Below are 20,496 nucleotides of genomic sequence, written 5' to 3' on the forward strand. Positions count from 1 at the left end.
TGCCATCGGGGCTGAAGCTGACGCCAATAACCGAGTTTGTATGCCCAGTCAGGGTTTTAATTTCTTTGCCGGTGGAGGTATCCCAGAGTTTCACCGTGTTGTCAGCACTTGCTGAAGCCAGCATCTTGCCATCGGGGCTGAAGCTGACGCCATAAACCCAGTTTGCGTGTCCTCCCAAGGTGTTTGGTGCTGCGACGTTGTTAACTGTATGCATTAATGCCAGTTTCACCTGGGTCCGGGTATTTGCGTCTACCCAAAGTGTACGCTGCATTTGTACAACAGCTTTTAAACTTGCTTCTAAAGCTTTTCCTCCATCTAAACTTAAAAGCGCAGATGAATTTTGAGTAATAGAATTAATTTCACGTATTCCAGCACTTTGCCAGCCCACACCAGCTAAACCAGCTAAACCCAAGGATACTACAGAGAAGCTACCTAGCCCGATAATTGTCAGTCGCCGTCTACGTTCCCGTTCCTGCTTATCCCTATCCCGTTGTTGTCCGCTAACTGCAATAAAATCTCGCTCTTCCTGCGTCATTTCCTCCGCACGCTTGTGCAACCAATCTTCTGCCACAGTCAACGGCACACCACGCAACAAAGCCCCAGAATCATGGTTGCTATTTTTCCATTCTCGTAATGCTACCTTTAACCTTTCTTGCCAAGTGCGAAATTCACGGTTATTATTTATCCACTTTCGCAAAGTTTCCCATTCCCGAATCAGCGCTTCATGCACCACCTCCACCGTATCTTGCGCGAAAGAAACCTCCCCTGCCTCCCCTGCCTCCCCTGCCTCCCCTGCCTTCCCTCCCCCCGTCACCACCAACCGCGCTTGATATCCCGCTAAATAACTCACCAAGCCCCAATTATCTTCCCCAACCTCCGCACGAGTCGCGATGCGCCGAGTATCCTCCGTTCCCTCCCCAGGACGCACTAATTGCACAAAAATTCGCTCTGCCTGTTTTTGCTGTGTTCCACTAAGTTGTTGATAAACCTCTTCTGCATGATTGGCGATCGCCTTCTTAACTCCGCCAATTTCATCGTATGCATGGTGAGTTAACACCCGATTTTCTTGCTTCTCCCACAGTCGAGTTAAAGCAAATTCCAACAAAGGCAAATTACCCGGTTCTTGTCCCACATCATCCAAAATTCGTTGCGTCAGTTGCCCTTCTAATTGCACCTCTAACTTTTGTGCCGGTAGTGCGATCGCTGCTTTCAGTTCCTCTGGTTTCATCGAACTCAGCAACTGAGGTGTATACTCCTGCAACGCATCCCGAAACAAACGGTAGGAAAGCACATAACCGTAAAAGTCAGCTCGTAAGGTGAAAACCAGTGTGAGATTTTCTGGAGAAATAGCCCCCAACAAAGCATCAGCAAAGCGTTCTTGTTCTTCCTTGTGGCAAAGAGTATAAAGTTCTTCAAACTGATCTGCAACTAACAACAGACGTTTACCAGCGTTGCGTTCTTTGATGCGAGACGCTACTTGCTGCAAAGTAATTCTACTGGACTGCATATCACCTGCCAGTCCCGCAGCTTCCCGCAGTAGTCCAGTTTCACTCAGTTCTGGCTCTAATAAACGCACCAACGCACAAGCCAACTGATAAAATGGTTGATTACCAGGACGGAAAGATGAAATCAGCCAGTTTCCCTCACTTCGCAACTGCGGAATCAGTCCCGCAAACACGATAGAAGATTTACCACTACCACTCGGACCAACCACACCTACCAAAGGCTGTTTGCGAGTCGTCTGAACTAACTCATTAACAAAAGTCTCCCGTCCAAAAAAGAAAGCTGCATCCTCTTCCCCAAAAGCAGACAATCCCTGGTAAGGGTTGGGTGGAATAACATCTGTTTCAAAAGTAGTTGAGACATCAGTTAACTGATTTTTCTTCAAAACCGGAGTTTGATGCTCCATAAAACCCATCATCTGAGATTTACCTAACTCATAGGCAAACTCCACATCTTCCCCAGCACCTAGAGCATCGTAAAATGCGACAGCAAAGGCAACAGCTGCTTTATCACCCACAGCTTTATTCATGCCAATGACATATTTTACATATTGGCTAATAGCCTCTGCTTGCACTTCTGAATAACAAGCATTGAGAACAACACACTCTACACCCTTTTTCGCAAACAGCTTAAACATACTTGCCAGCGCGTCAGCTTGTAGATACACCGTCTGCTTCATCTCATTTTCGAGGATAATTCCATCCTCAGCAGTACCGTGTCCGCTAAAGTGAACAATCTGCGGTTGAGTGTCGAGAATAGCGCGGTAAAAATCACGCGATCGCACTGCCCACTTTTGCTTCAATTTAAACTGTTCCCGCTTATTCGCTCGTCGCAACCCCTCATCAATTTCCCGCACTTCTACATCTAGTTGCAGCTTGGAGGTATCTCTGGGATTAGCTGCCAACAGCAAAATCGTTTTGACCTGCGCTTCATTATTCATTACTTGAAGAAGTGTAATGGTTTGTACAAGCCCCTAGCATCACTACAACTGCTTATGTACTGTTTACTGACAGAGTAATTTTATTATTGCCCTAAATAACGACGTAAAGACACGATTAATCTTGATAGAGACGCGATTAATCTTGATAGAGACGCGATTAATCTTGATAGAGACGCGAATTAATCTTGGTAGAGACGCGATTAATCTTGATAGAGACGCGATTAATCTTGATAGAGACACGATGTTCCTCGCGTCTCTACAACGGTTGCGGACATGATATTACCTATTCCAAGGTAATTTTATGGCGATCGCAAAGCGTTGTCGTCCCGACATCGCTCTCACCATCTCACCAAACGTAAAGTTATAAGACAACCACTTTGCAACAGAATTAATTATTTTGTATCCTAGGTTACAGAAATATTCTTAAATTGACTAATCAATTAAAGGGAACACAAAGCCATGAAACTAGATTCCCGTAAACTAGGTTTTAGCGTCGCAGGGCAAAGACAGAATCTAGATGGATCAAGTAAGTCTTACCCCAATTCGCAGCAGAAGTTGCAAGCTTCTACTTGGGTAAAGCTTTTAGAACTTCCCAGCACCTTTAGTTTTGACGAAGCGCTGTTATTATGTCAGGTTACAGAACACGAATGGCTAGCCTGGATTCCCGATCATGGGGAAGAGTTACTCAACACCAGGCAATTTAGTTATTAGTTAGTGGTTAGTGGATAGTGGTTAGTGGATAGTTGATAGTGGATAGTGGTTAGTTGATAGTGGATAGTGGATATTGGATAACTGTTGACTGTTAGCCAACAACTATCAACCATCAACCATCAACCATCAACTATCAACCATCAACTAACAACTAACAATCAACCAACTACTGCCAAAAATCAATAACCTCGTACCCCAGTTCCGCCAACATTTGCCGCAGCAGAGGTAAACTCAAACCAATAACGTTACTGTGACACCCTTCGATTTTTTCCACAAATAAACTACCAAAACCCTCAAGGGCAAAAGCACCAGCACACTTGAGCGGTTCACCCGTAGCAACATAAGCAGCGATCGCGCGATCGCTCATTTCCCCAAAATAAACTCTTGTTACTTGACACTTGACTAAAGTCTGATTTTGGTCTTTATCAATCAAAGCATGACCAGTATACAGATCGCCAAAATTACCTCGCATGATTTGCCAACGAGCGATCGCTTCTTCTGCATCTGCTGGTTTACCATGAATTTGACCATTAAGAGCCAAAACCGAATCACAACCCATTATCAAACCTGATGCAAACTGAGGCGCTACAGTTTCTGCCTTACACTGAGCAAGAGTTTGCACCAATTGCCCTGGCTCACTGAGTTGGATTTGCGACTCATCAAAATCACTAGCGCAAACAGTCGGTTCAATTCCAACAGTTTGCAACAAACGGCGTCGCGCCGGGGAAGCAGAGGCGAGTATAAAAGTGGGCATGGGGCATGGGGCATGGGGCATGGGGCATGGGGCATGGGGCAGGAGGAAGGGGGAAGGGGAAAAGGGGAAGGGGGAAAGGGAAAATATTTCTTCTTTCTTGTCCTTTACCCTTTACCCTTTACCCTTTACCCCTCTTCAAATCCCCAGTCCCTAATCCCTAGTCCCTAATATACAGAAAAAGAATTCACACAGCTTTCTATTATCTGTTTAACTCTCTGCCAACGGTTTTCGGTGACAGAGGCGTTAAAGGTAAAAAGTTTACCTCGGCTAACAGCGACACTGGCGAGGTTATGCCGTTTTTTGTTATTGGGGAGTTGAACTTCATACTCTAACAAGTAGTAAGTTTTACCCTTAGATTCTCGTTGTGCGGCGTTGACTAATTCGGCTTTGCGACCAGAGTCAGGAGGAGCGATCGCATTTTTTGACAACTTATATCCTACCTCTCCAGGCGTGCCCAGTTCAGCCAAAGTTTTGTTATCTGGAACCGGACTAATCACCACAGAAACATTTTCAGTCACCTGAATCAAATCGTGAAACACTACATCCGGTCCGTCGGCAACTTTAACTTGCACCCAACCGTTAGGATATAAGAACTGATAGCCATCAGTAGTGTCTACAAAGCTGTTGAGTCCAGCCGCAGCCGCTACACCAGAATTACTCAGGCTAAAGCTAAATACCAATAGCAAAATCAATACAATTCGTTTCCACATTTCTACAGATTCCTTTAGGCTGGAAGCAACACAAGGCACGCTTAAATTTACCGTTTTCATTCTCCCATCAACAGGGACATTTAGGAGAGGGGGAGAGGTTAGTAGTTAGTGGGAGCGTGGGAGCGTAGATAGTGGAATTTGGATAGTGGATAGTTGATAACTGTTAACCGTCAACCAACAACTAACCACCAACAACTAACCACCAACCACCAACGAAACAAATTATGCTGATAAGTAACGAACTACGTTGGTTTTACCCTGGCAGTATACCGGAAGACATCGAACTTTGGTTCAAACAAAATTGCCTCCTTGACCCGTTGCAGTCACCAGAAGAACGAGAAGATGTATATTTGTACTCACCATGTGACTTTTTGGGAATCAAACTGCGTCAAGCACGACTAGAAGTTAAATGGCGCAAATCAGAATTAGGAATAGTGCGTTTTTTTGACTCTATAGAAGGCAAAACAGAAAAATGGGGCAAGTGGCTGTGCGAAGATTCGACAAAAGAAAGTTTTCAGAAGACAACGGTTGTAAATACTCCTTCGTGGGTGAGTGTGCAAAAAGTTCGTTATTCGCAACTTTACCGAATTATCCCGGAGTTTCCACCGCAACCTGTTTCAGCTAATAAATCTATCGACAACGGTTGTACCGTAGAACTTACCCGTCTACTGATTCGGGAGAATCCTTGGTGGAGTTTAGCGTTTGAAGCTAGCGGTGAAGAAGCCTGTTTGATGGATAATCTTCAAAAGACTGCTAGTTGGGTATTTAATAATTATCGCGGGTCAAAGTTGCTGGCTGCGGATTCTTTCGCTTATCCCAGTTGGCTTGAACTTGTTTGTAAATGACAACTTACTTGCTATGAAAATAAAGCTAAAGGTAATAATGTGTTGAAAAATACTCAGCAATTATTTAAGAAATAATCAAGCAATTATACAAAAAATATACCAAAAGACATAAGTATATAAACCTGTAAATTGAAAAAAATAGCAGACAAAGCAAAAGTAAAATGTTAGACCATTACAGGGAATAGCGATCGCAACGCTAAATACGAAAATGCTTTATCTCGTAAGAAATTGTTACAGTCGTGGTTGCGATCGATGAATGTCAGTGCCAGACTATACAGCCCGTCAAAGCCGAATTGAAAATGCTATTCGGGTTAGCAATTGCTTTCATGTTATATTTTGCACCAAGAAATTAGGAGAAATTCATGCCTTTAAAAAATTACGGTGTTTTGAAATGTCAAGCGATTGAACGCAAGCTTGGTGAAGGATCTACTCCTCATTACCAAGTGTTAGTTACCGACACTAAAGTAAAGCATCGCATCGCCATCAACGTTAAATCAAAAGAAAGTCCCTCAGAATTGTTGTATTTTGTAGACGACAAATTCAATCACCCGATTATCAAAGGGCTAGTTAAATTAAATTACGGCTTCAATCAATTGGATAGCAAACCAGGAGGGTTAGCTTTAGACTTCATCCGGGGAAATTTATTTGCGCCAAATCAGATGAAACCTTTACCATACAACGTTCCCGGACCCGACAACGACCTGAACGAGTTGCTAGAATTATACATTAAACGGGCGCTGAAAAATAAAGATATAACTTTATACGCCTTTGGCGAAAAGTGGGGACCGGAAAAGAATAAAGAGGACAAATATTTTCATTTTCTCCCTGGAAATGGTATTCATGACATCCACATGAACCAAGGTAACGCCGGTTCATTTCAGCGGGATAATGGAGTTTGGCAAGACGGTGGACTGCTGATTCATTATCCATCCCGGAATCAGTGGGTAGGAATATTTTTAGCCTTCCAATCGCAATCTTTCCATACCGACGATCGCACTGGTGACAGAATAGAAACGCTAATTGCACCATCGATTGCGGGTATTCGGATTATCGCAGCTTTGGTGAATCCTGGTAGCCAAGATACAGCCAAGAATGTAACATTAATTAACACTTCCGCAGATAAAGTTGACTTGAGTGATTGGAAACTTGCAGATAGCCTCAAGCGTAAGCAATCCCTGAGTGGCATCATTAACCCAGGTGAAGTTATGCAAATACCTTTGGATACAAACCATATCCAACTAGAAAATGATGGTGGTATCATTACGCTTCTTGATAACAATGGCATCAAGATAGACGGTGTTTCTTATACCAAAGAAGATGCCCAAAAGCCAGATTGGACGATTCTATTTTGATGAGCGTTGAAGCGTTGATGGTTGAAGCATTGATGGTTGAAGCGTTGATGGTTGAAGCGTTGATGGTTGGAGCGTTGGAGCGTTATTAACCACTATCGACTATCGACTATCGACTATCGACTATCGACTATCGACTATCCAATATCCACTATCCATTAACTTGCAACACCACCAACGTCATATCATCGGTGTTTTGCTTATCGGCACCGATGAATTGGTAAACTTGGTTAAACAGGTAATCGAGAATTTCCTCTGCTCCATTGCAATGCCTGCAAGCCAAATTAAAGGCATCGACAAAGTTTTCTTCATCGAAGCGATCGCCTCCCGCAGAAGCCGCCTCAGTCAAACCATCTGTATAGTAAATAATTGTATCTCCAGGTTCTAACTGTGCCTGAGCATCTTCATATTCGCTGTTAGTATCCAAACCAATCAACATACCCAATGTATCCAAACGTGTCACAGTTTTTGTAGCTGCGTGCCACCACAAAGGAGGATTATGTGCTGCATTGCTATAAGACAAAATTCTATTTTGGGGGTCATATTCTGAGTAAAACAGTGTCACAAAACGGTGGGAATTTTCCAAATCCGCATACATGACTTGATTTAAATTTTGAAGAATTGCTGCTGGCGAATTACCGTGTAATACTTCTCCTCGTAGCATTCCCCGCATCATGGTCATAATTAACCCAGCTGGGACACCTTTGCCCATGACATCACCAATCACAAAACCCCAACGACCAGTTTCTAAGCTGATAGTATCTTTACTATTTAGCTGAAACTGATTCTGCTTGGTAGGAATAAAATCATAATAGTCTCCGCCGACACGATTTGCCGGTTTACAACGCGCAGCCAAAGCTATACCAGGAATCGAGGGACATTGACGAGGTAAAAGCCGTCGTTGAATTTCCGCACCAATTTCTAGTTCTTGATCTAAGCGTTCTTTTTTTCGTAATTCTACAGCCAGTTCATCGTTTTCAATCGCTACAGCTGTTTGGTCTGCCACTAACCGGACTAATTTTTGTCTAGTTTCCGTCCAGCTATATTCCGGATCGCGACTCAAAACATACAGCCATCCTCGTTCTGCATGTTTGACCAGAATTGCCGTACCAAATATTTGCATATCTGGTCCTAAGTAGCGATGCATCTGGGCATCCAAAACACCCGTAGCGTTTGCTAAAGGTGCCGTATTTGGCAGAAGTGTGATTTGACTGGTAGCGGTTTCTAGCGCTTTGCGAATATGTTTGCGCTGGTGACTATCCTGCCAATGCAACTGCTCCAATCGAACTTGACCATTAGGTTTATAGAGAAACAGAGCACTACCATCTGCATCTGTTACTCGTGTCGCCATCAACGGAATTAGCTCTAAAAACTGATTCAAATTATTGAAGCTTCTCAGAGCAAATCCTAAAGAACTTAACAAATCTTGAATTTTGTTTTGTTCTCGGTGCAGCCGTGCCACGAGTTCTTTCAGCGCTACAACCGGAGTGACATCCGTTGCGGCACTACTATTACTATCAGTTGGTTGAGAGGGCAGTTGAGACACAGGCACAGCTATTATTTCACTTAACTGAAAAACCGAATTAGATTACTTATAAATCATGTAGGCAAGGGCAATTGCTAAACCATATTGAAACAAGGTTTGTCAATTTAGCAAGAGTAGAAAGACGTAAGATGTCAATTTAACAAGTATTGCATTTGCTGATTGTATTTATTCGTCAAAACAGAAGTTTTAAGTAAGTTTTTTGCTCCAAAAGAGACTGGTATTGACAGCAATTTCTCTTAGATCCTAGAAAGCTTTCAATTCTTTCATAACTTAATAACCAAGTCATATATCTTGAGATAGAGAAAATACTTGGGTAAACAGATAAATTTTTACGCTCTCCGAGTCAGTGTTGACACTGGGGGGTCTGGGGTTTAGGGGGCTTATAACCTCAGGGGTGAGGCACTCTAAGGCAGATATACTTACGCTTTCTTCTAAGTTTAAGTTATGTAAATAATATTGATCCTACTTTCTTGACAACAGATATACAGGCTTAAGAAACAAAAGCCAGAAAAAGCATAGCACAAGACCTTTAACCTATAAATTAGTAATGGTGTTTTAGTTTAAGCAACACACTTCAAATTTATAAATTTTGGACAGAGAATATTCAGTGACGTTTTTTGAAGCAGACACGGGTAATACATATAAAAGTATTGCTCCACCTTAGTTATGCCAATTCACTTAAGGGGGCGACACCTGACCAAGACTTATGTGGCACGAGCGTTCGTTTAATAGATCCAAGGGTACCCCACGACATACGGGCGTTGAAGGAACCGTCTCACATAAGGCGCTGGGTTGTTGCAGGGGACTTTATAAATTTCTAAGCCCAAACATAGCCTGACTTAGCTCTGTGAAAGTAAATTTATTAGTTTGAAAAGAAAAATTATCAATAAGGGACTAGGGCGTGTTTTCGCTCCTGCCCCTAGTCCCCAGTCTCTCGATCTAACCACTCAATAAAGCTTCGACAAACTCGTAGCTAGAAAACGGACGCAAATCTTCAATTCCTTCTCCAGCACCAATAAAGCGAATCGGTAGACCTAGTTGCTGCACGACGGCGAGGGCAACGCCTCCTTTAGCGGTACCATCAAGCTTAGTTAAGACTACACCACTGAGTTGGGCAGCTTGAGAAAAGACTTCAGCTTGCCGCAATCCATTTTGACCTAAAGTGGCATCAAGAACCAACAGTGATTCTACTTTTGCATTCGGGGCTTTTTTGTCGATAATTCGCCGGATTTTACTAAGTTCATCCATCAAGTTTTTCTTGTTTTGCAGTCGTCCTGCGGTATCGACCAGAAGTAACTCTGTTTCTCTTGCAACGGCAGCGGCGATCGCATCAAATACAACCGCTGCTGGATCTGTATTCTGACCAGGATTCGCAATTACTTCCACACCGCTTCTGCTACCCCAAACTTTCACCTGTTCCACAGCAGCAGCGCGGAATGTATCTGCCGCACCAATCAAGCATTTATAGCCAGATTTTTGTGCCAAGTGAGCGATTTTGCCGATGGTAGTGGTTTTACCAGCACCATTCACCCCAGTAATTAACCAAATATTAAGATTTTCTTTTTCTGGAGTAAAACTAGGTTTGTAGGATGTTTTGAGCGGCGCATCCAGCATATCCCGGAGGATAGTTTTTAGGTAGGCGATCGCCTTATCTGGTGGAGTAACTTCTTCTCGTAGCTGTTTCTGTAACGCTTTGATAATATAGTCTGTTGCTTCCACACCCACATCTGCTTGCAACAGCAACGATTCAATTTCATCGACTGCTGCTTGATTTAGCGGTCCTTGACCGACAATCGCCTTCAGTTGGTTAACAATACCGCGACGAGTTTTGTCTAAGCCTTGTCGCAGCTTTTTCAGCCAGTTAATTTCTTCAATTGAAACATCTTCCGCACGCCTACCTTGCGCCGCCAAAACTTCTGTAGACCACACAAATCCGTCATCAAAGGCAAGTCCGGGGATTTCCTCTACTATCTCTGGCGTAGCTGGCTGTACTACCTCGGTTTCTGGTACTTCAATTGCACTTGCTATGAGTCGTTCCTGTTTTGCTTGCCTTTCTGCCGCTGCCCGTTCTAAAAAGGATAAAGTTGCTGGCGGTGTGGGTTGTGCATCCTCTGAACTAACAACTGCTCCGCTGGGTGTCACTTCTGCCTCAGTCGTGGTATCTATATTTTCCGGATCTGGCTCATCAGCAGTTGTTTCATCTGATAGCTGTTCCGGATCTGGCTCATCAGCAGTTGTTTCATCTAGTGGTAACTGTTCAGCATCTGGTTCTTCTGGTGATGCTGTTTCTAGTTTTGGCGCTTCTGTGACTTCAACAGAAGGAGTTTCTACTTCCTCTGCTTGTTGCTTTTGCTGGATGTTTTTGTAAGCGGATTTAGCGAATGCTAACAAGTCTGTTGCCGCTGCGGGTGAATCATCGTTGCTTGAGGTTTCGGCGGACTCTGTTTGAGATTCTTGTGTAGAAGGAGTTTCTGTTTGTTTTTCTTGAGCGGGGGTGTTAGCAGGATTGTTATTTTGACGACGGAACCAATTAAAAACCATTGCAGCTATAAGTGTTATGAGTTATGTAGAGACGTTCCAATGGAACGTCTGTACGGGAGTTATGAGTTATGAGTTTAATTTAACTTCTCACGCTTTCATAAAATTTTAAACTCTGGATATCCTCACTTATGCTGGGGTTTTCACCCCAGGTTATCCTCATCAACTCAAAACCGTGCAGCGTTGCCAGCACTGCGCGATCGCCTTGGTGCCTTTAAACAAGCAATCTCATAACCGCGATATTAAAGTTATCAAACGTTATGCAGTTTTTTTCTGGTCAGTGAATCGACGCAGAACACCATTGATAAATCGATGACCGTCCTCTCCGCTGTAGCGTTTGGCTAACTCTACTGCTTCGTCGATTGTCACGCTGTCTGGAACTTCTAAAAATTCCATTTCAGCCACAGCGATTCGCAAAATATCGCGGTCGATTTGAGCCAGACGAGTTACTTGCCAATCTACCAAAGCGTCGGAGAGTAATTGATCGATCGCTTTTCGTTCTTCATTGACTGTTTTGACAATTTCAATCGCGTATCTAGCAACATCTTTGTCTTGGTTAGCTAGCTGAATCAGTTCTGGAAACTCAAGCGCGGTGCCAAGTTGATTAATTGCCGTTTGGGTATATTCGATTGCCTCTTTGACCATAGTTCTAGCAGTATTGACATCAGTGGTGCGAGTTTGGCTGCTTAAAAGGCGATCATTACTGCGTTGTAATTCCCCAGCAGCATTATCCAGAGAGTCTTGTACTTCTAGTGTCAGGGTACGTACTGCGGCTAGCACTAACTTAGGTAGTTGTGCTTCTGTCAATTTTTTGGGGTTAATTGGCATCTGACTAAGACTTAAAAGCGCCAATTCACGAGCAATTTGACGGGGTTTACGGGGTTGCATAAAAGTGTATCTAAGTATGTTAAAACTGAGTTGATTTTGGCTGCGAATTGGGAACTACACGGTGGTGAAACTGGCAAACAGTTTCTCTCGCGTGCATTTGCTATACAATTTTAAGTCTCTTCTAGAGGTATAATCTGCCGTTTTGTTTCAGTTTGTGGCACTTCCAGTTTGCGGTCTTTGGCGATAACTAAGGTCGGTAAGGGCGTATTTGGAGCGACAATGCCACCAGAAACAATTATTTTAAAGGCATCTTCTATCGAGATTGATAGATTTACTACCTCATCTTCCGGAAGTACTGCATACCATCCAGTAGTCGGATTTGGAGTGGTGGGGATAAAAACGCTCAACACTGGGCGAGACAATTGAGATTGAATCTCACTGCTAATTGTGCCAGTGACGAAGCCGATCGCCCACATTCCCCGGCGCGGATATTCTACCAAAATTACGCGGCGAAACTTACCATTAGTATCTTTTAATAATGTTTCTAAAAGCTGTTTCAGGGTTTTATACACCTGTCCAGCTAAAGGAATCGCCTGCAATACTCGCTCACCAAAATCTAGTAACCACCGCCCAGCAATATTCCGAGCCATCAAACCAATCAAGAGAATACTGAATAGCGGTACTGCTAGACCAACTAAAAGATTCAGTAAATTTACTACAATAGGGTGCATCCCATCAAAGGGATTCACTTGTTTAGGAATTTGGGTGAGAAAGTTGATTACCCAACTGGCAATGGTAATCGTTAGCCAGATGGTTGTCGCTAGGGGAATCACTACCAACAAACCAGCAATCAGGTCATTTTTTAAGTCCTGCTTTAGGCGATCGATTAACAAGCCCCTATTCTCCTTTTTTAGGTTATTGGAACTTCTGTTATTGGTATTCATAACCAGCATCGTCAAATTGCACTACTGTAGTTTGCTATCCTGTGCAGGATATGCTGCTGTAAATCCCTACTAGAAAAAGGCAGAAGCGAATAATACATATATATATCATCTACTTTTTGGCTTTTCTATAACTGTCTAGTCATTTCCGCCGACCTATACTAGCTTTTACTCAATGGGATTTGACGCGATGCAAGCCCAAACAGCCTGAAGTTCTGATTTTGAGTAAACCTCAGCTTTAGTCCATATGGACATGTACCAACCAGAATGATGGCTGGTTATTCAAGAGACGCTGTTACTTTTCTTTGTCAGACTTGTAAATGATTGTTGCAAGTCCTTTAGGCTTTTATCGATCCTACCGCGCTAGCTAAAAAGCTGCCCATAATTCTGAAAGCTTTATTCCTTCAGCGTTATTGTTCTGTTGAGCTAGGTGAGTAAATCTCACATCGGCAGGACGGTAGAAGATAAAAATTTATGTTAAAAATCTTAATTTATAGTAAATGTAACATTATTAAGGAATAGGAAATAATTTTCTTTCCTATTCCCGATAATCAATTAAATGGATAGTTTTTCAGGTGCTGTCATCTGGGCACTATTCTCGTCTATAGTTGCTTCTATATCTGAGTCGGGTTTCGGCATGTGCTTCATTTCCCAAACTTTCAGCAAAATTAGATATTCGTAGAATGCTTGTAGTGTACACCAAGCAGTGCCGGCGCGTCCGTCTAAGCAACCGCCCAAAATAAAATACATATACAAAAAGCGTAACAGCGGTCGAGCGGGTAAACGCAAAGACAAATCTTTTAAAGCGCGGCGTTTTTCGACTTCTGACTTACCAAAAAACAAATTTAGCCAGTTAACGTTGCCGTGTTCTAGTTGATACAAGGTTTCTTTAGCTTCATCTGTAGAGTAACGATTGTGCTTTTCTATCCAACGGGTCAAGCCTTTGCTACAAGTATAGTGAGGGTAAGTTTCCTTTAAAAAGCTGGTTGCACCATCACAAACTTCGCGTTCAGTATGACCGTAGTCGTCAAACCAAACTTTACCATGACGGAAGAGCCGCAGTTGGTAACGGGGATATTGGGTGCTGTAGCGAATCCAACGATTCATGAACATGACACGTTCAGCGACATAATAGCCGATGTAGTCTGGATTATTCATGGCTTGGAGGCATTCAGCAAATAGTTCTGGTGTCATGCGCTCGTCAGCCTCTAGAATGTAGACCCATTCGTATTTAGGGGCAATAGATTCTAGCATCCAAGTACGTTGTTTTCCGTGGCTTTCAAAAGCATGTTGAACAACACGTACAGGATAGTTTTTTGCTCTTTCGACAGTGCGATCGCTACTGCATGAGTCTACAACAATAATGTCATCCGATAGCATCGCTGACTCGATACAAGCGGCAATATCTAACTCTTCGTTATATGTGAGTATGTAAACTGAGAGCATTTTCTAGTTTTATAAAGATTTTACTAATTGCTAAATAGCCGTCATCAACTGCGTACAGATGTGACTCATTGTAGTTGGCGCTTTCTTTGAAGACAGCGCTAACTACAAGTTAAGTCTGTCTTGTGTTTTTCATGTTGACAGTCTAACTGCCCTACAAATGAAAGATTAGCGTGCCGGCGCTTTTTTACGTCCACCACCTTGTAAAGCACCCATACCTCTTAATCCTGTCCAGCCGATGATAATGTAACCGATAGCCAATAGCAAACTACTCATCCCAATCCGCAGTCCAGACTTCAAAGCTTCTTGTTGAGCTTGTTTTTGGGCTTCTTCCTTACGCTGACGAATTTGGTTGAGTCTTTCATTTGCAAGTCCCTGAGGATCGCTTTGCTGCGCTAGAAATTTGTCAAGCTCTTGGGGATTTGCCTTAAACTTCTTGAGTAAATCTTTCTGAGTTGCAGGGAGGTTAGGATTATCAAGTGCTTGCTTATATTTCTGCTCATCTTTGAGCAAGTCAGTAAACTGAGCTTTGATTTGGCTCTTTTGCTGTTCTAGTTGAGCCTTAACCTGAGCGTTACCCAGTTGTGCTTGTAATTGAGTTAACTGGCTTTTGAGTTGAGTTTCTGCCTGATCCGCATCCTGGGTGATTCGAGTTACTGTCTGAGACTTAGCTTGATTCACATTATTAAGGTGCAAGGGAAAAATCAGTAAGAATAACAACCCTAAGAGACTCGATAGTATCAGTGCGGGAAATCTTAAATCTACAGGTTGTGGGCGATCGCCATCATTAGTACTATCAATCCAATATCCGGCAAACAGCATCCCCAAGCCAACCATAGGCACAATTCCTCGGTCAACTAACGCTGTTGCCAAGCCGATTTGCCACCCTTTATCAGTCGGTTGGAAGGGAAACAGCAAAATCAAAAAGTCCAGCAAAAAGGACAAAATTAAGATAGTCCCAACCACTTTTAGTGTGCGGGCAGCGTTCACAGTAGCCAAACGGTCAATCATAGTTTTTCGGTCTTGTAGTGAATATTAGTGAATGTCATATTTAAAGTTACTGGAATATTGTTCCCTTGACCTTATCTGTTATTTAGAACCTCAGAGCAAATTTAATACATTAAATTGAATTTTTACCCCTTGATTTTAAACTACACCACGGTAGCACCTGTAATTTAGGGTGTCTTCCGGAAATTCCTCGTGTTCAACTATACAAGCGTTGGCTAAGGGAGGGGGGGGGATAGGGGGATGGGGAGATGGGGAGAAAGAATTGTCTCCTTGTCCCCTTGTCCCCTTGTCTCCTTGTCCCCTTGTCCCCTAGTTTCTACTCCCTAGTCCCTACTCCTTAGTCTCTTGTTCCCAAATCGGCAGATCCTCTGGACGGTCAACATCAGCTAAGGTAGGTAAGTAAGCCACTGATAAATTAAGTTTCTGGGCAATATCCACAGTTTCTGATAAAACTTGAGAAGTTCCCCAATCGATATTAGTCAATAATTCGGAAAACGGCTGCTGCAAACCAATCAGATAATAGCCACCGTCTACCGCAGGACCTAGCACGAGGTCAAAGACGTGCAGTTGCTCAAAAGCTGTTGCGAGAATCTGAGGATTTACACCAGGGCAATCTGTACCAATGATAACTACTTGTTCTGCATTTGATTGAAAAGAATTTAAGAGCGATCGCATCATTCGCGAACCCAGATCGCCTTCACCTTGTAACTGATAAACTAAATCAGACCCCAGCCAATCTTGCATCAATTGCAAATTACCACCCGCAAACCGTATTTCTAAAGAGATAGCAGTATTTGCTTGCAATTCTTTAACCTGAGATACTGTATGTTCAGTCATCTGTCGCTGAAGATTCGCAGCACCAACACTGCCCAAAGCTGGTATCAGCCGAGTTTTTGTCTTTCCCGGTTCTGGATAGCGAGTAAAAATAATTAGATGCTGTTTCGAGTTTGTTGGTGATTTTAGCACGCAAGCGGAGTATCTTGTCTAAACAATCACAAATATTTTAATAGCAATAATCACCGTCTTTAGTTGTAGCACGTTCTTTTGCCGTTCGCATCGTTCCTAAAAGTGTAGAAACATAAACGCAACGCTTGGCTTTACCCGCATATGGACTAGATAATGTTATCCGTCCAAGCTGTTTAACATTACCTTTGTAGTCAAATTGAAATTTTCGTATACTATTTGGTTCTGGCAAGGTTGTTTCAGAATCAAGGCGCACATTATAATCTAAATTATTCCACTTAGCATCAGTTGGGTTGACTGTAGCAGGATGAACTGCCCACTGAACAATATCGTTATTTACTCGAAAACTGGCTTGCCAGGTCAATTTTTCGTTGGTGGCTTGGCTTTGAGCTTGGCGCATGGCGTTGTAAACTTGGTTTTGGGCAGTGTTGAGGCGTTGAACGTTTACAAAAGTCAGCCAGCTGGGTAGAGCGATCGCAGCTAATAGACCTATTAGTACAACAACTACCAAAATCTCTAGCAGCGTGAAGCCACTGTTAAAGCGATTCTTGGAGATATTTTTTGTATTAACTAGAAGTAGAAGACGCACCAAGATTTTTTCCATATTTAATGCACCCAATATATTGATACATTAATTATTACTTTTTCTTTCATTCCAACTGTTAAAAATAACAATTAATCAGGAAAAATTATTTCTTAAAATATCCCTTTTTCAATAGAAAAAAAGGACTAATTAAACTACTTAAAAACAGTTGCATTTCACAAGCAGCGACCAACTCAGTTTTTACCTGTGTCCGATATTTAAGTAAATGCAAGACAATTTTACGCAAGTCATTTATTATATAGGCAAAAAAAGCGAATGGTTTAACCCAAGGGTTTATATTCATCATTCGGGTAACATATCGGCTAAGTCCAATACCTTGAAAAAATGGAATCAAATACTCTCTTTGCAAGCGCCAATGAGGTATCTGATGATATATTTCCATTTCCGGGTTATACCAAATTTCCCAACCAGCTTTCTGGATGTAAGACAACATTTCTAAGTCTTCACTGGTAAGCATATTGCCAGCGACTCTGCCAGTTAAAATAGAATGATTCGGCACGCTTTCTAACCACGCTTGTCTGCGAACAACAAGTCCAGCAGAAGGTGGTAGTAATTTTTTTGAAGCTTCATACAGCAAAGGCAAATTTCCGCGCTCAGTAATTGCCAAAAAAGGGGCGATGCGCTGAAAATTTTCTGGTGGTTCTACTTCCCAGTTTGGGTGGATTTGGCTACCATAAGCCCCCAGTTTTGGATTTTTTTGACCAAAGTCATAAGCTTTTGCAACCCAGTCTGATACTGGGTAATTATCATCATCAAGAAAACCGATAAATTTGCTTTTGGCTTCCTCAACTGCTCGTTTTCTGGCGTATGCTGCTCCCTGTTGTGGTTCAAAGCAGTACTTTAAGGCGTAAGGGCATTGCCAGTTTGCTTGATAGTTTTGAACAACTTTAGCGGTCTTGTCAGTGCTGTTATTATCTACAACAATGATTTCCCAACATAAGTGTTCGGTATTAATTTGATTTCGCAGTCGTTCTAGCAGTTCAGGCAAACGACTTTCACCATTGTAAGTTGGGATAGCCACAGTAAAGTCAAGGTTCTCAGTCATAGCCTAAAATTTGTATTGCTATTAGGATACTTTTTTAGTATGCCCAGTCAAGGGGAAAAAATCTAGTCAAAGTTACTATGTGACTAATTTGCCATCACTAATGAGATAAATATATAAACAAAAATTGCACCTGATATTTCAAGTTTGCTTTGAAGGTGCAGTTTATGGTTCCGTATTTTTATGGAATTTTTATTATAGTTTAGCTATTGCATTTATTATTTAGTTACACTTATCATCTTTTGCAGTTCGCATTCCTCCTAAAAGAGTGTCTACAATGACGCATCGTCTCAACTTGCTAGCTGATGTAGAACTTCCTACGTTAGGTGCAGCTACAGCGATTTTTAAACCAAGTTCGTCTGATGAACCCCCTGCTGTTCCAGGCAAAGCACCCATATAATCGAAAGTAATTGTGCCACTTCCCAACGTATTATAGTTGACGGGATCAGAAGCTTTTTTGTTGAATTTAGTACCATCAGAATTATTCTCAAGATTGGTATAAAATAAAACTTGGTTTGATTTAAATCCTATATCCTCACCTAAATGCTTCCATATACCTTTTTTATCATAATTGGAAGGAGCCGGAGGTGGAATAACGCCTTGATGAACCGCTACCATAGAAATGTTGCCAACATTTATAAAATTGACATTTTGAAAACTGACGCTATAGCTCAATTTTGTCTTTTTAGCTTGTCGCTGTGCGTCTTGCAGTGCAGCTAAGACGACATCGTTAGCTTTATTTACTCGCTGTCGGTTGGTAAAACCAAGCCAGCTAGGAACTGCGATCGCTGCCAGAATTCCCACCATTATTACTACTACCAAAACCTCAATTAATGTAAACCCAGCAGTTTGTTGATAAACATAGGAGGAGCGTTTTGATTTTGCAGCCAACATTTTTATAGAGAATTTACCTAACATATTGAATGATATTGGGCTATACATAGTACGCTTTCCTTAGTTAACTCAACGAATTCAAAGTTTATTTAGTAAATACGAATCCGCGTCCTTGTACCCTTACGCTTGCTTGAGGATAATAACTTTCTCTTTCTTTTCTTTCATTCGTATAATCTAGATCATTTTGTTGAAGTCGGGCAATTGCATTACCCCGTAAATATACTTGCACTACTGTGTTGCTTGAATCTACACAAACGTAGAAGCCGCGTGTTTTAACATTACCAGTAGCTACAGCATCTCCGCTTCCTGTAAACTGTGGCACCATTTGTATACTAGGAGGAGGAGTCGCAGTTAGAGGTGTAGGGCAATCTGTAGGTTGTGGATTTTTATCTGTGCTAATAGGTGTTTGGTCTATATAATCAATCAAAGGCAAAACATCTTGTTTGTAAGTTTTTGTAGTGTCTTTTGTCCATTGATTCATTTTGCTCTTTAAGTTGCCAGAGTCTTTTAGTTCAAATTTTTTAAACCCATCATCTCTAGTTTCGTTTTTATTGGCATCAGTGATTCCATACCCATCGCTTATTTGAAATCTACCAATTCTAGCAGCTTTAGACCATGTAAGGTTATCATCTTTAATCAAATAATAGGCGACTAAAGAGTAAACGAACGTATCATCTAATTGACTACCTGCTGTATCGTTAACCGGAAGTCCGTTGGGAATAAACTGCCGTTTCCAAAATACAAGAACAGGAAAAAATTTATTTTTATCATCAGTTGTGTTTTTAGGTAGTTGCTGCCTAATAGCATTAATTCCATCAGCATCGTAAATATAAACTGCCTGTTCCAAATCACGTTTAATGTAGTCAAGTGCTGTTTTAATTTCTTGCTCAGAGTTTACTTTCGCTTGCTCTTTGCGATCGTTATCCAAAACATTAATCATAAATCCTAGCAGAGGAGTGATTACAAGAAAAGCTAGGATCATAGCTACTAGCAATTCTATAAGAGTAAAACCATCATTTTTTTGTTTAGTCTTAGAGATTATTAGCTGATTAATTAAAACCCTTTTAAGTAGACTCATGATATAGTATTTACCTATTCAGATTTCAGATGTTTAGCATTCAGATTGAGGATTAGGTTTAGGATTACTAGTTGGATTAGAATCAGGGGGTTTGAGGCGATCGCAGAAATTCCCAAACGAGGTTGATTTATTCGATATTTCTGTCGTAAATTCTACTAAGGGAGCTTGTATGGCTGTTAAGCCAGTTCCCCCAGTAAAGGAATTTTGTATTTTGATGTCTTTATCCTTTAATGCTTTTAGCGTTATACCAGATTTAAAAGCATCTGCTCTGTAAACTCGCACTCCCAATTTATATCCCTCTTGGGCATCGATGGAAGCCGAATTATATCCAAACGTCTGAATAACCATGTCCTTATAGCTACTAGTTGTACAGCCATCAGTGTTATCTCCATTGAAGCAATACAAACTAGCTGATGAAGACGTAGGCGAAGAACAGTAGTCATTTGACTTATTGCATGTTAATGTCCCTGAAGGAGCATCTGGTGGTAGCGGATCGGTGGTTGCACCTACACTTTTCTTTGTGATAGTAGGGGCTGGAATTGTCCCAGATCTGACACCATCAATGTAGGCTTTGGCTGCATCAGTTGCTAATTCTACCCGTCTTGCCTGTAACCTTGTCGCCACAGATAAGATAATTACGGGTGCGATCGCAGTCATCAAAATGGCAACAACAACGATCGCTATTAATGACTCGATGATGGTGAAGCCGGACTCACTAGATGGGGATGCTGGCTGCTGTTTGTGGTGAATCATAAGTCAGTAATCAAATTGTGCTGGCTTGTTATCTGAATTGGAAATA

18 protein-coding genes are annotated in these 20,496 nt (G+C 41.9%); 3 read left to right on the top strand and 15 right to left on the bottom strand.

Annotated elements, in window-relative coordinates; translation table 11 throughout:
- The coding region (locus PI95_RS22975; RefSeq protein WP_163519116.1) for an NACHT and WD repeat domain-containing protein at positions 1-2,443 on the bottom strand (2,443 nt) is incomplete at its 3' end.
- A gap of 459 nt (positions 2,444-2,902) precedes the next feature.
- On the opposite strand from PI95_RS22975, the gene PI95_RS22980 reads away from it, so the two are divergent.
- Positions 2,903-3,154, top strand: a complete 252-nt coding sequence (locus PI95_RS22980) for a hypothetical protein (protein ID WP_039743422.1) — start codon at positions 2,903-2,905, stop codon at positions 3,152-3,154.
- 166 nt (positions 3,155-3,320) lie between these two features.
- On the opposite strand, the gene PI95_RS22985 is transcribed toward PI95_RS22980, so the two are convergent.
- Both PI95_RS22985 and psbP read right to left on the bottom strand, forming a co-directional pair.
- Positions 3,321-3,908 carry a Maf family protein gene (locus PI95_RS22985; RefSeq protein ID WP_039743420.1) on the bottom strand — a complete coding sequence of 196 codons (588 nt, stop codon included), beginning with the start codon at positions 3,906-3,908 and terminating at the stop codon, positions 3,321-3,323.
- Positions 3,909-4,072: 164 nt separating this feature from the next.
- The gene (psbP, locus tag PI95_RS22990) at positions 4,073-4,618 is read right to left on the bottom strand and encodes a photosystem II reaction center PsbP (RefSeq protein WP_039744117.1); all 546 of its coding nucleotides are present in this window, start codon (positions 4,616-4,618) and stop codon (positions 4,073-4,075) included.
- A 224-nt stretch (positions 4,619-4,842) separates the two neighbouring features.
- Between psbP and PI95_RS22995 the strand changes: the two genes are divergently transcribed.
- Entirely contained in the window at positions 4,843-5,463 is a 621-nt protein-coding gene (locus tag PI95_RS22995; protein ID WP_039743418.1) for a hypothetical protein, read from the top strand.
- 362 nt (positions 5,464-5,825) lie between these two features.
- Positions 5,826-6,815 carry a DUF2278 family protein gene (locus PI95_RS23000; protein ID WP_039743416.1) on the top strand — a complete coding sequence of 330 codons (990 nt, stop codon included), beginning with the start codon at positions 5,826-5,828 and terminating at the stop codon, positions 6,813-6,815.
- 148 nt (positions 6,816-6,963) lie between these two features.
- On the opposite strand, the gene PI95_RS23005 is transcribed toward PI95_RS23000, so the two are convergent.
- From PI95_RS23005 to hpsB, 12 genes are all read right to left on the bottom strand, one after another.
- Complete coding sequence (locus PI95_RS23005) at positions 6,964-8,364, bottom strand: SpoIIE family protein phosphatase (protein WP_039743414.1); 1,401 nt, start codon at positions 8,362-8,364, stop codon at positions 6,964-6,966.
- A 933-nt stretch (positions 8,365-9,297) separates the two neighbouring features.
- On the bottom strand, positions 9,298-10,899 hold the full coding sequence (gene ftsY, locus PI95_RS23010) for a signal recognition particle-docking protein FtsY (protein WP_039743413.1): 1,602 nt from the start codon (positions 10,897-10,899) through the stop codon (positions 9,298-9,300).
- Positions 10,900-11,154: 255 nt separating this feature from the next.
- Positions 11,155-11,784, bottom strand: coding sequence for a transcription antitermination factor NusB (nusB, locus tag PI95_RS23015; protein ID WP_039743411.1), 630 nt, complete (start codon positions 11,782-11,784; stop codon positions 11,155-11,157).
- A 110-nt stretch (positions 11,785-11,894) separates the two neighbouring features.
- A complete protein-coding gene (locus PI95_RS23020) occupies positions 11,895-12,668 on the bottom strand; it encodes a DUF502 domain-containing protein (RefSeq protein WP_039744115.1) in 774 nt (257 codons plus the stop codon).
- A 552-nt stretch (positions 12,669-13,220) separates the two neighbouring features.
- Positions 13,221-14,111: a glycosyltransferase family 2 protein gene (locus PI95_RS23025; RefSeq protein WP_039743408.1), complete on the bottom strand. Its 891-nt coding sequence runs from the start codon at positions 14,109-14,111 to the stop codon at positions 13,221-13,223.
- Between the two features lie 165 nt (positions 14,112-14,276).
- Positions 14,277-15,119, bottom strand: coding sequence for a hormogonium polysaccharide biosynthesis protein HpsJ (hpsJ-B, locus tag PI95_RS23030; protein WP_039743406.1), 843 nt, complete (start codon positions 15,117-15,119; stop codon positions 14,277-14,279).
- Positions 15,120-15,446: 327 nt separating this feature from the next.
- Positions 15,447-16,082 carry a TIGR04282 family arsenosugar biosynthesis glycosyltransferase gene (locus PI95_RS23035; RefSeq protein WP_039743404.1) on the bottom strand — a complete coding sequence of 212 codons (636 nt, stop codon included), beginning with the start codon at positions 16,080-16,082 and terminating at the stop codon, positions 15,447-15,449.
- A gap of 37 nt (positions 16,083-16,119) precedes the next feature.
- Complete coding sequence (locus tag PI95_RS23040) at positions 16,120-16,683, bottom strand: prepilin-type N-terminal cleavage/methylation domain-containing protein (RefSeq protein WP_052324888.1); 564 nt, start codon at positions 16,681-16,683, stop codon at positions 16,120-16,122.
- Between the two features lie 85 nt (positions 16,684-16,768).
- Positions 16,769-17,728 (bottom strand): hormogonium polysaccharide biosynthesis glycosyltransferase HpsE, encoded by a 960-nt coding sequence (gene hpsE, locus PI95_RS23045; protein ID WP_039743402.1) that lies wholly within the window; start codon positions 17,726-17,728, stop codon positions 16,769-16,771.
- A gap of 219 nt (positions 17,729-17,947) precedes the next feature.
- Positions 17,948-18,667, bottom strand: coding sequence for a pilus assembly FimT family protein (locus tag PI95_RS23050; RefSeq protein WP_039743400.1), 720 nt, complete (start codon positions 18,665-18,667; stop codon positions 17,948-17,950).
- Between the two features lie 37 nt (positions 18,668-18,704).
- A complete protein-coding gene (gene hpsC / locus PI95_RS23055; protein WP_039743397.1) occupies positions 18,705-19,697 on the bottom strand; it encodes a hormogonium polysaccharide secretion pseudopilin HpsC in 993 nt (330 codons plus the stop codon).
- 33 nt (positions 19,698-19,730) lie between these two features.
- Positions 19,731-20,450, bottom strand: a complete 720-nt coding sequence (hpsB, locus tag PI95_RS23060) for a hormogonium polysaccharide secretion pseudopilin HpsB (protein ID WP_039743395.1) — start codon at positions 20,448-20,450, stop codon at positions 19,731-19,733.
- Positions 20,451-20,496: the final 46 nt, after the last annotated feature.

This window comes from Hassallia byssoidea VB512170, assembly GCF_000817785.2.
Taxonomy (GTDB): domain Bacteria; phylum Cyanobacteriota; class Cyanobacteriia; order Cyanobacteriales; family Nostocaceae; genus Hassallia; species Hassallia carrinoi.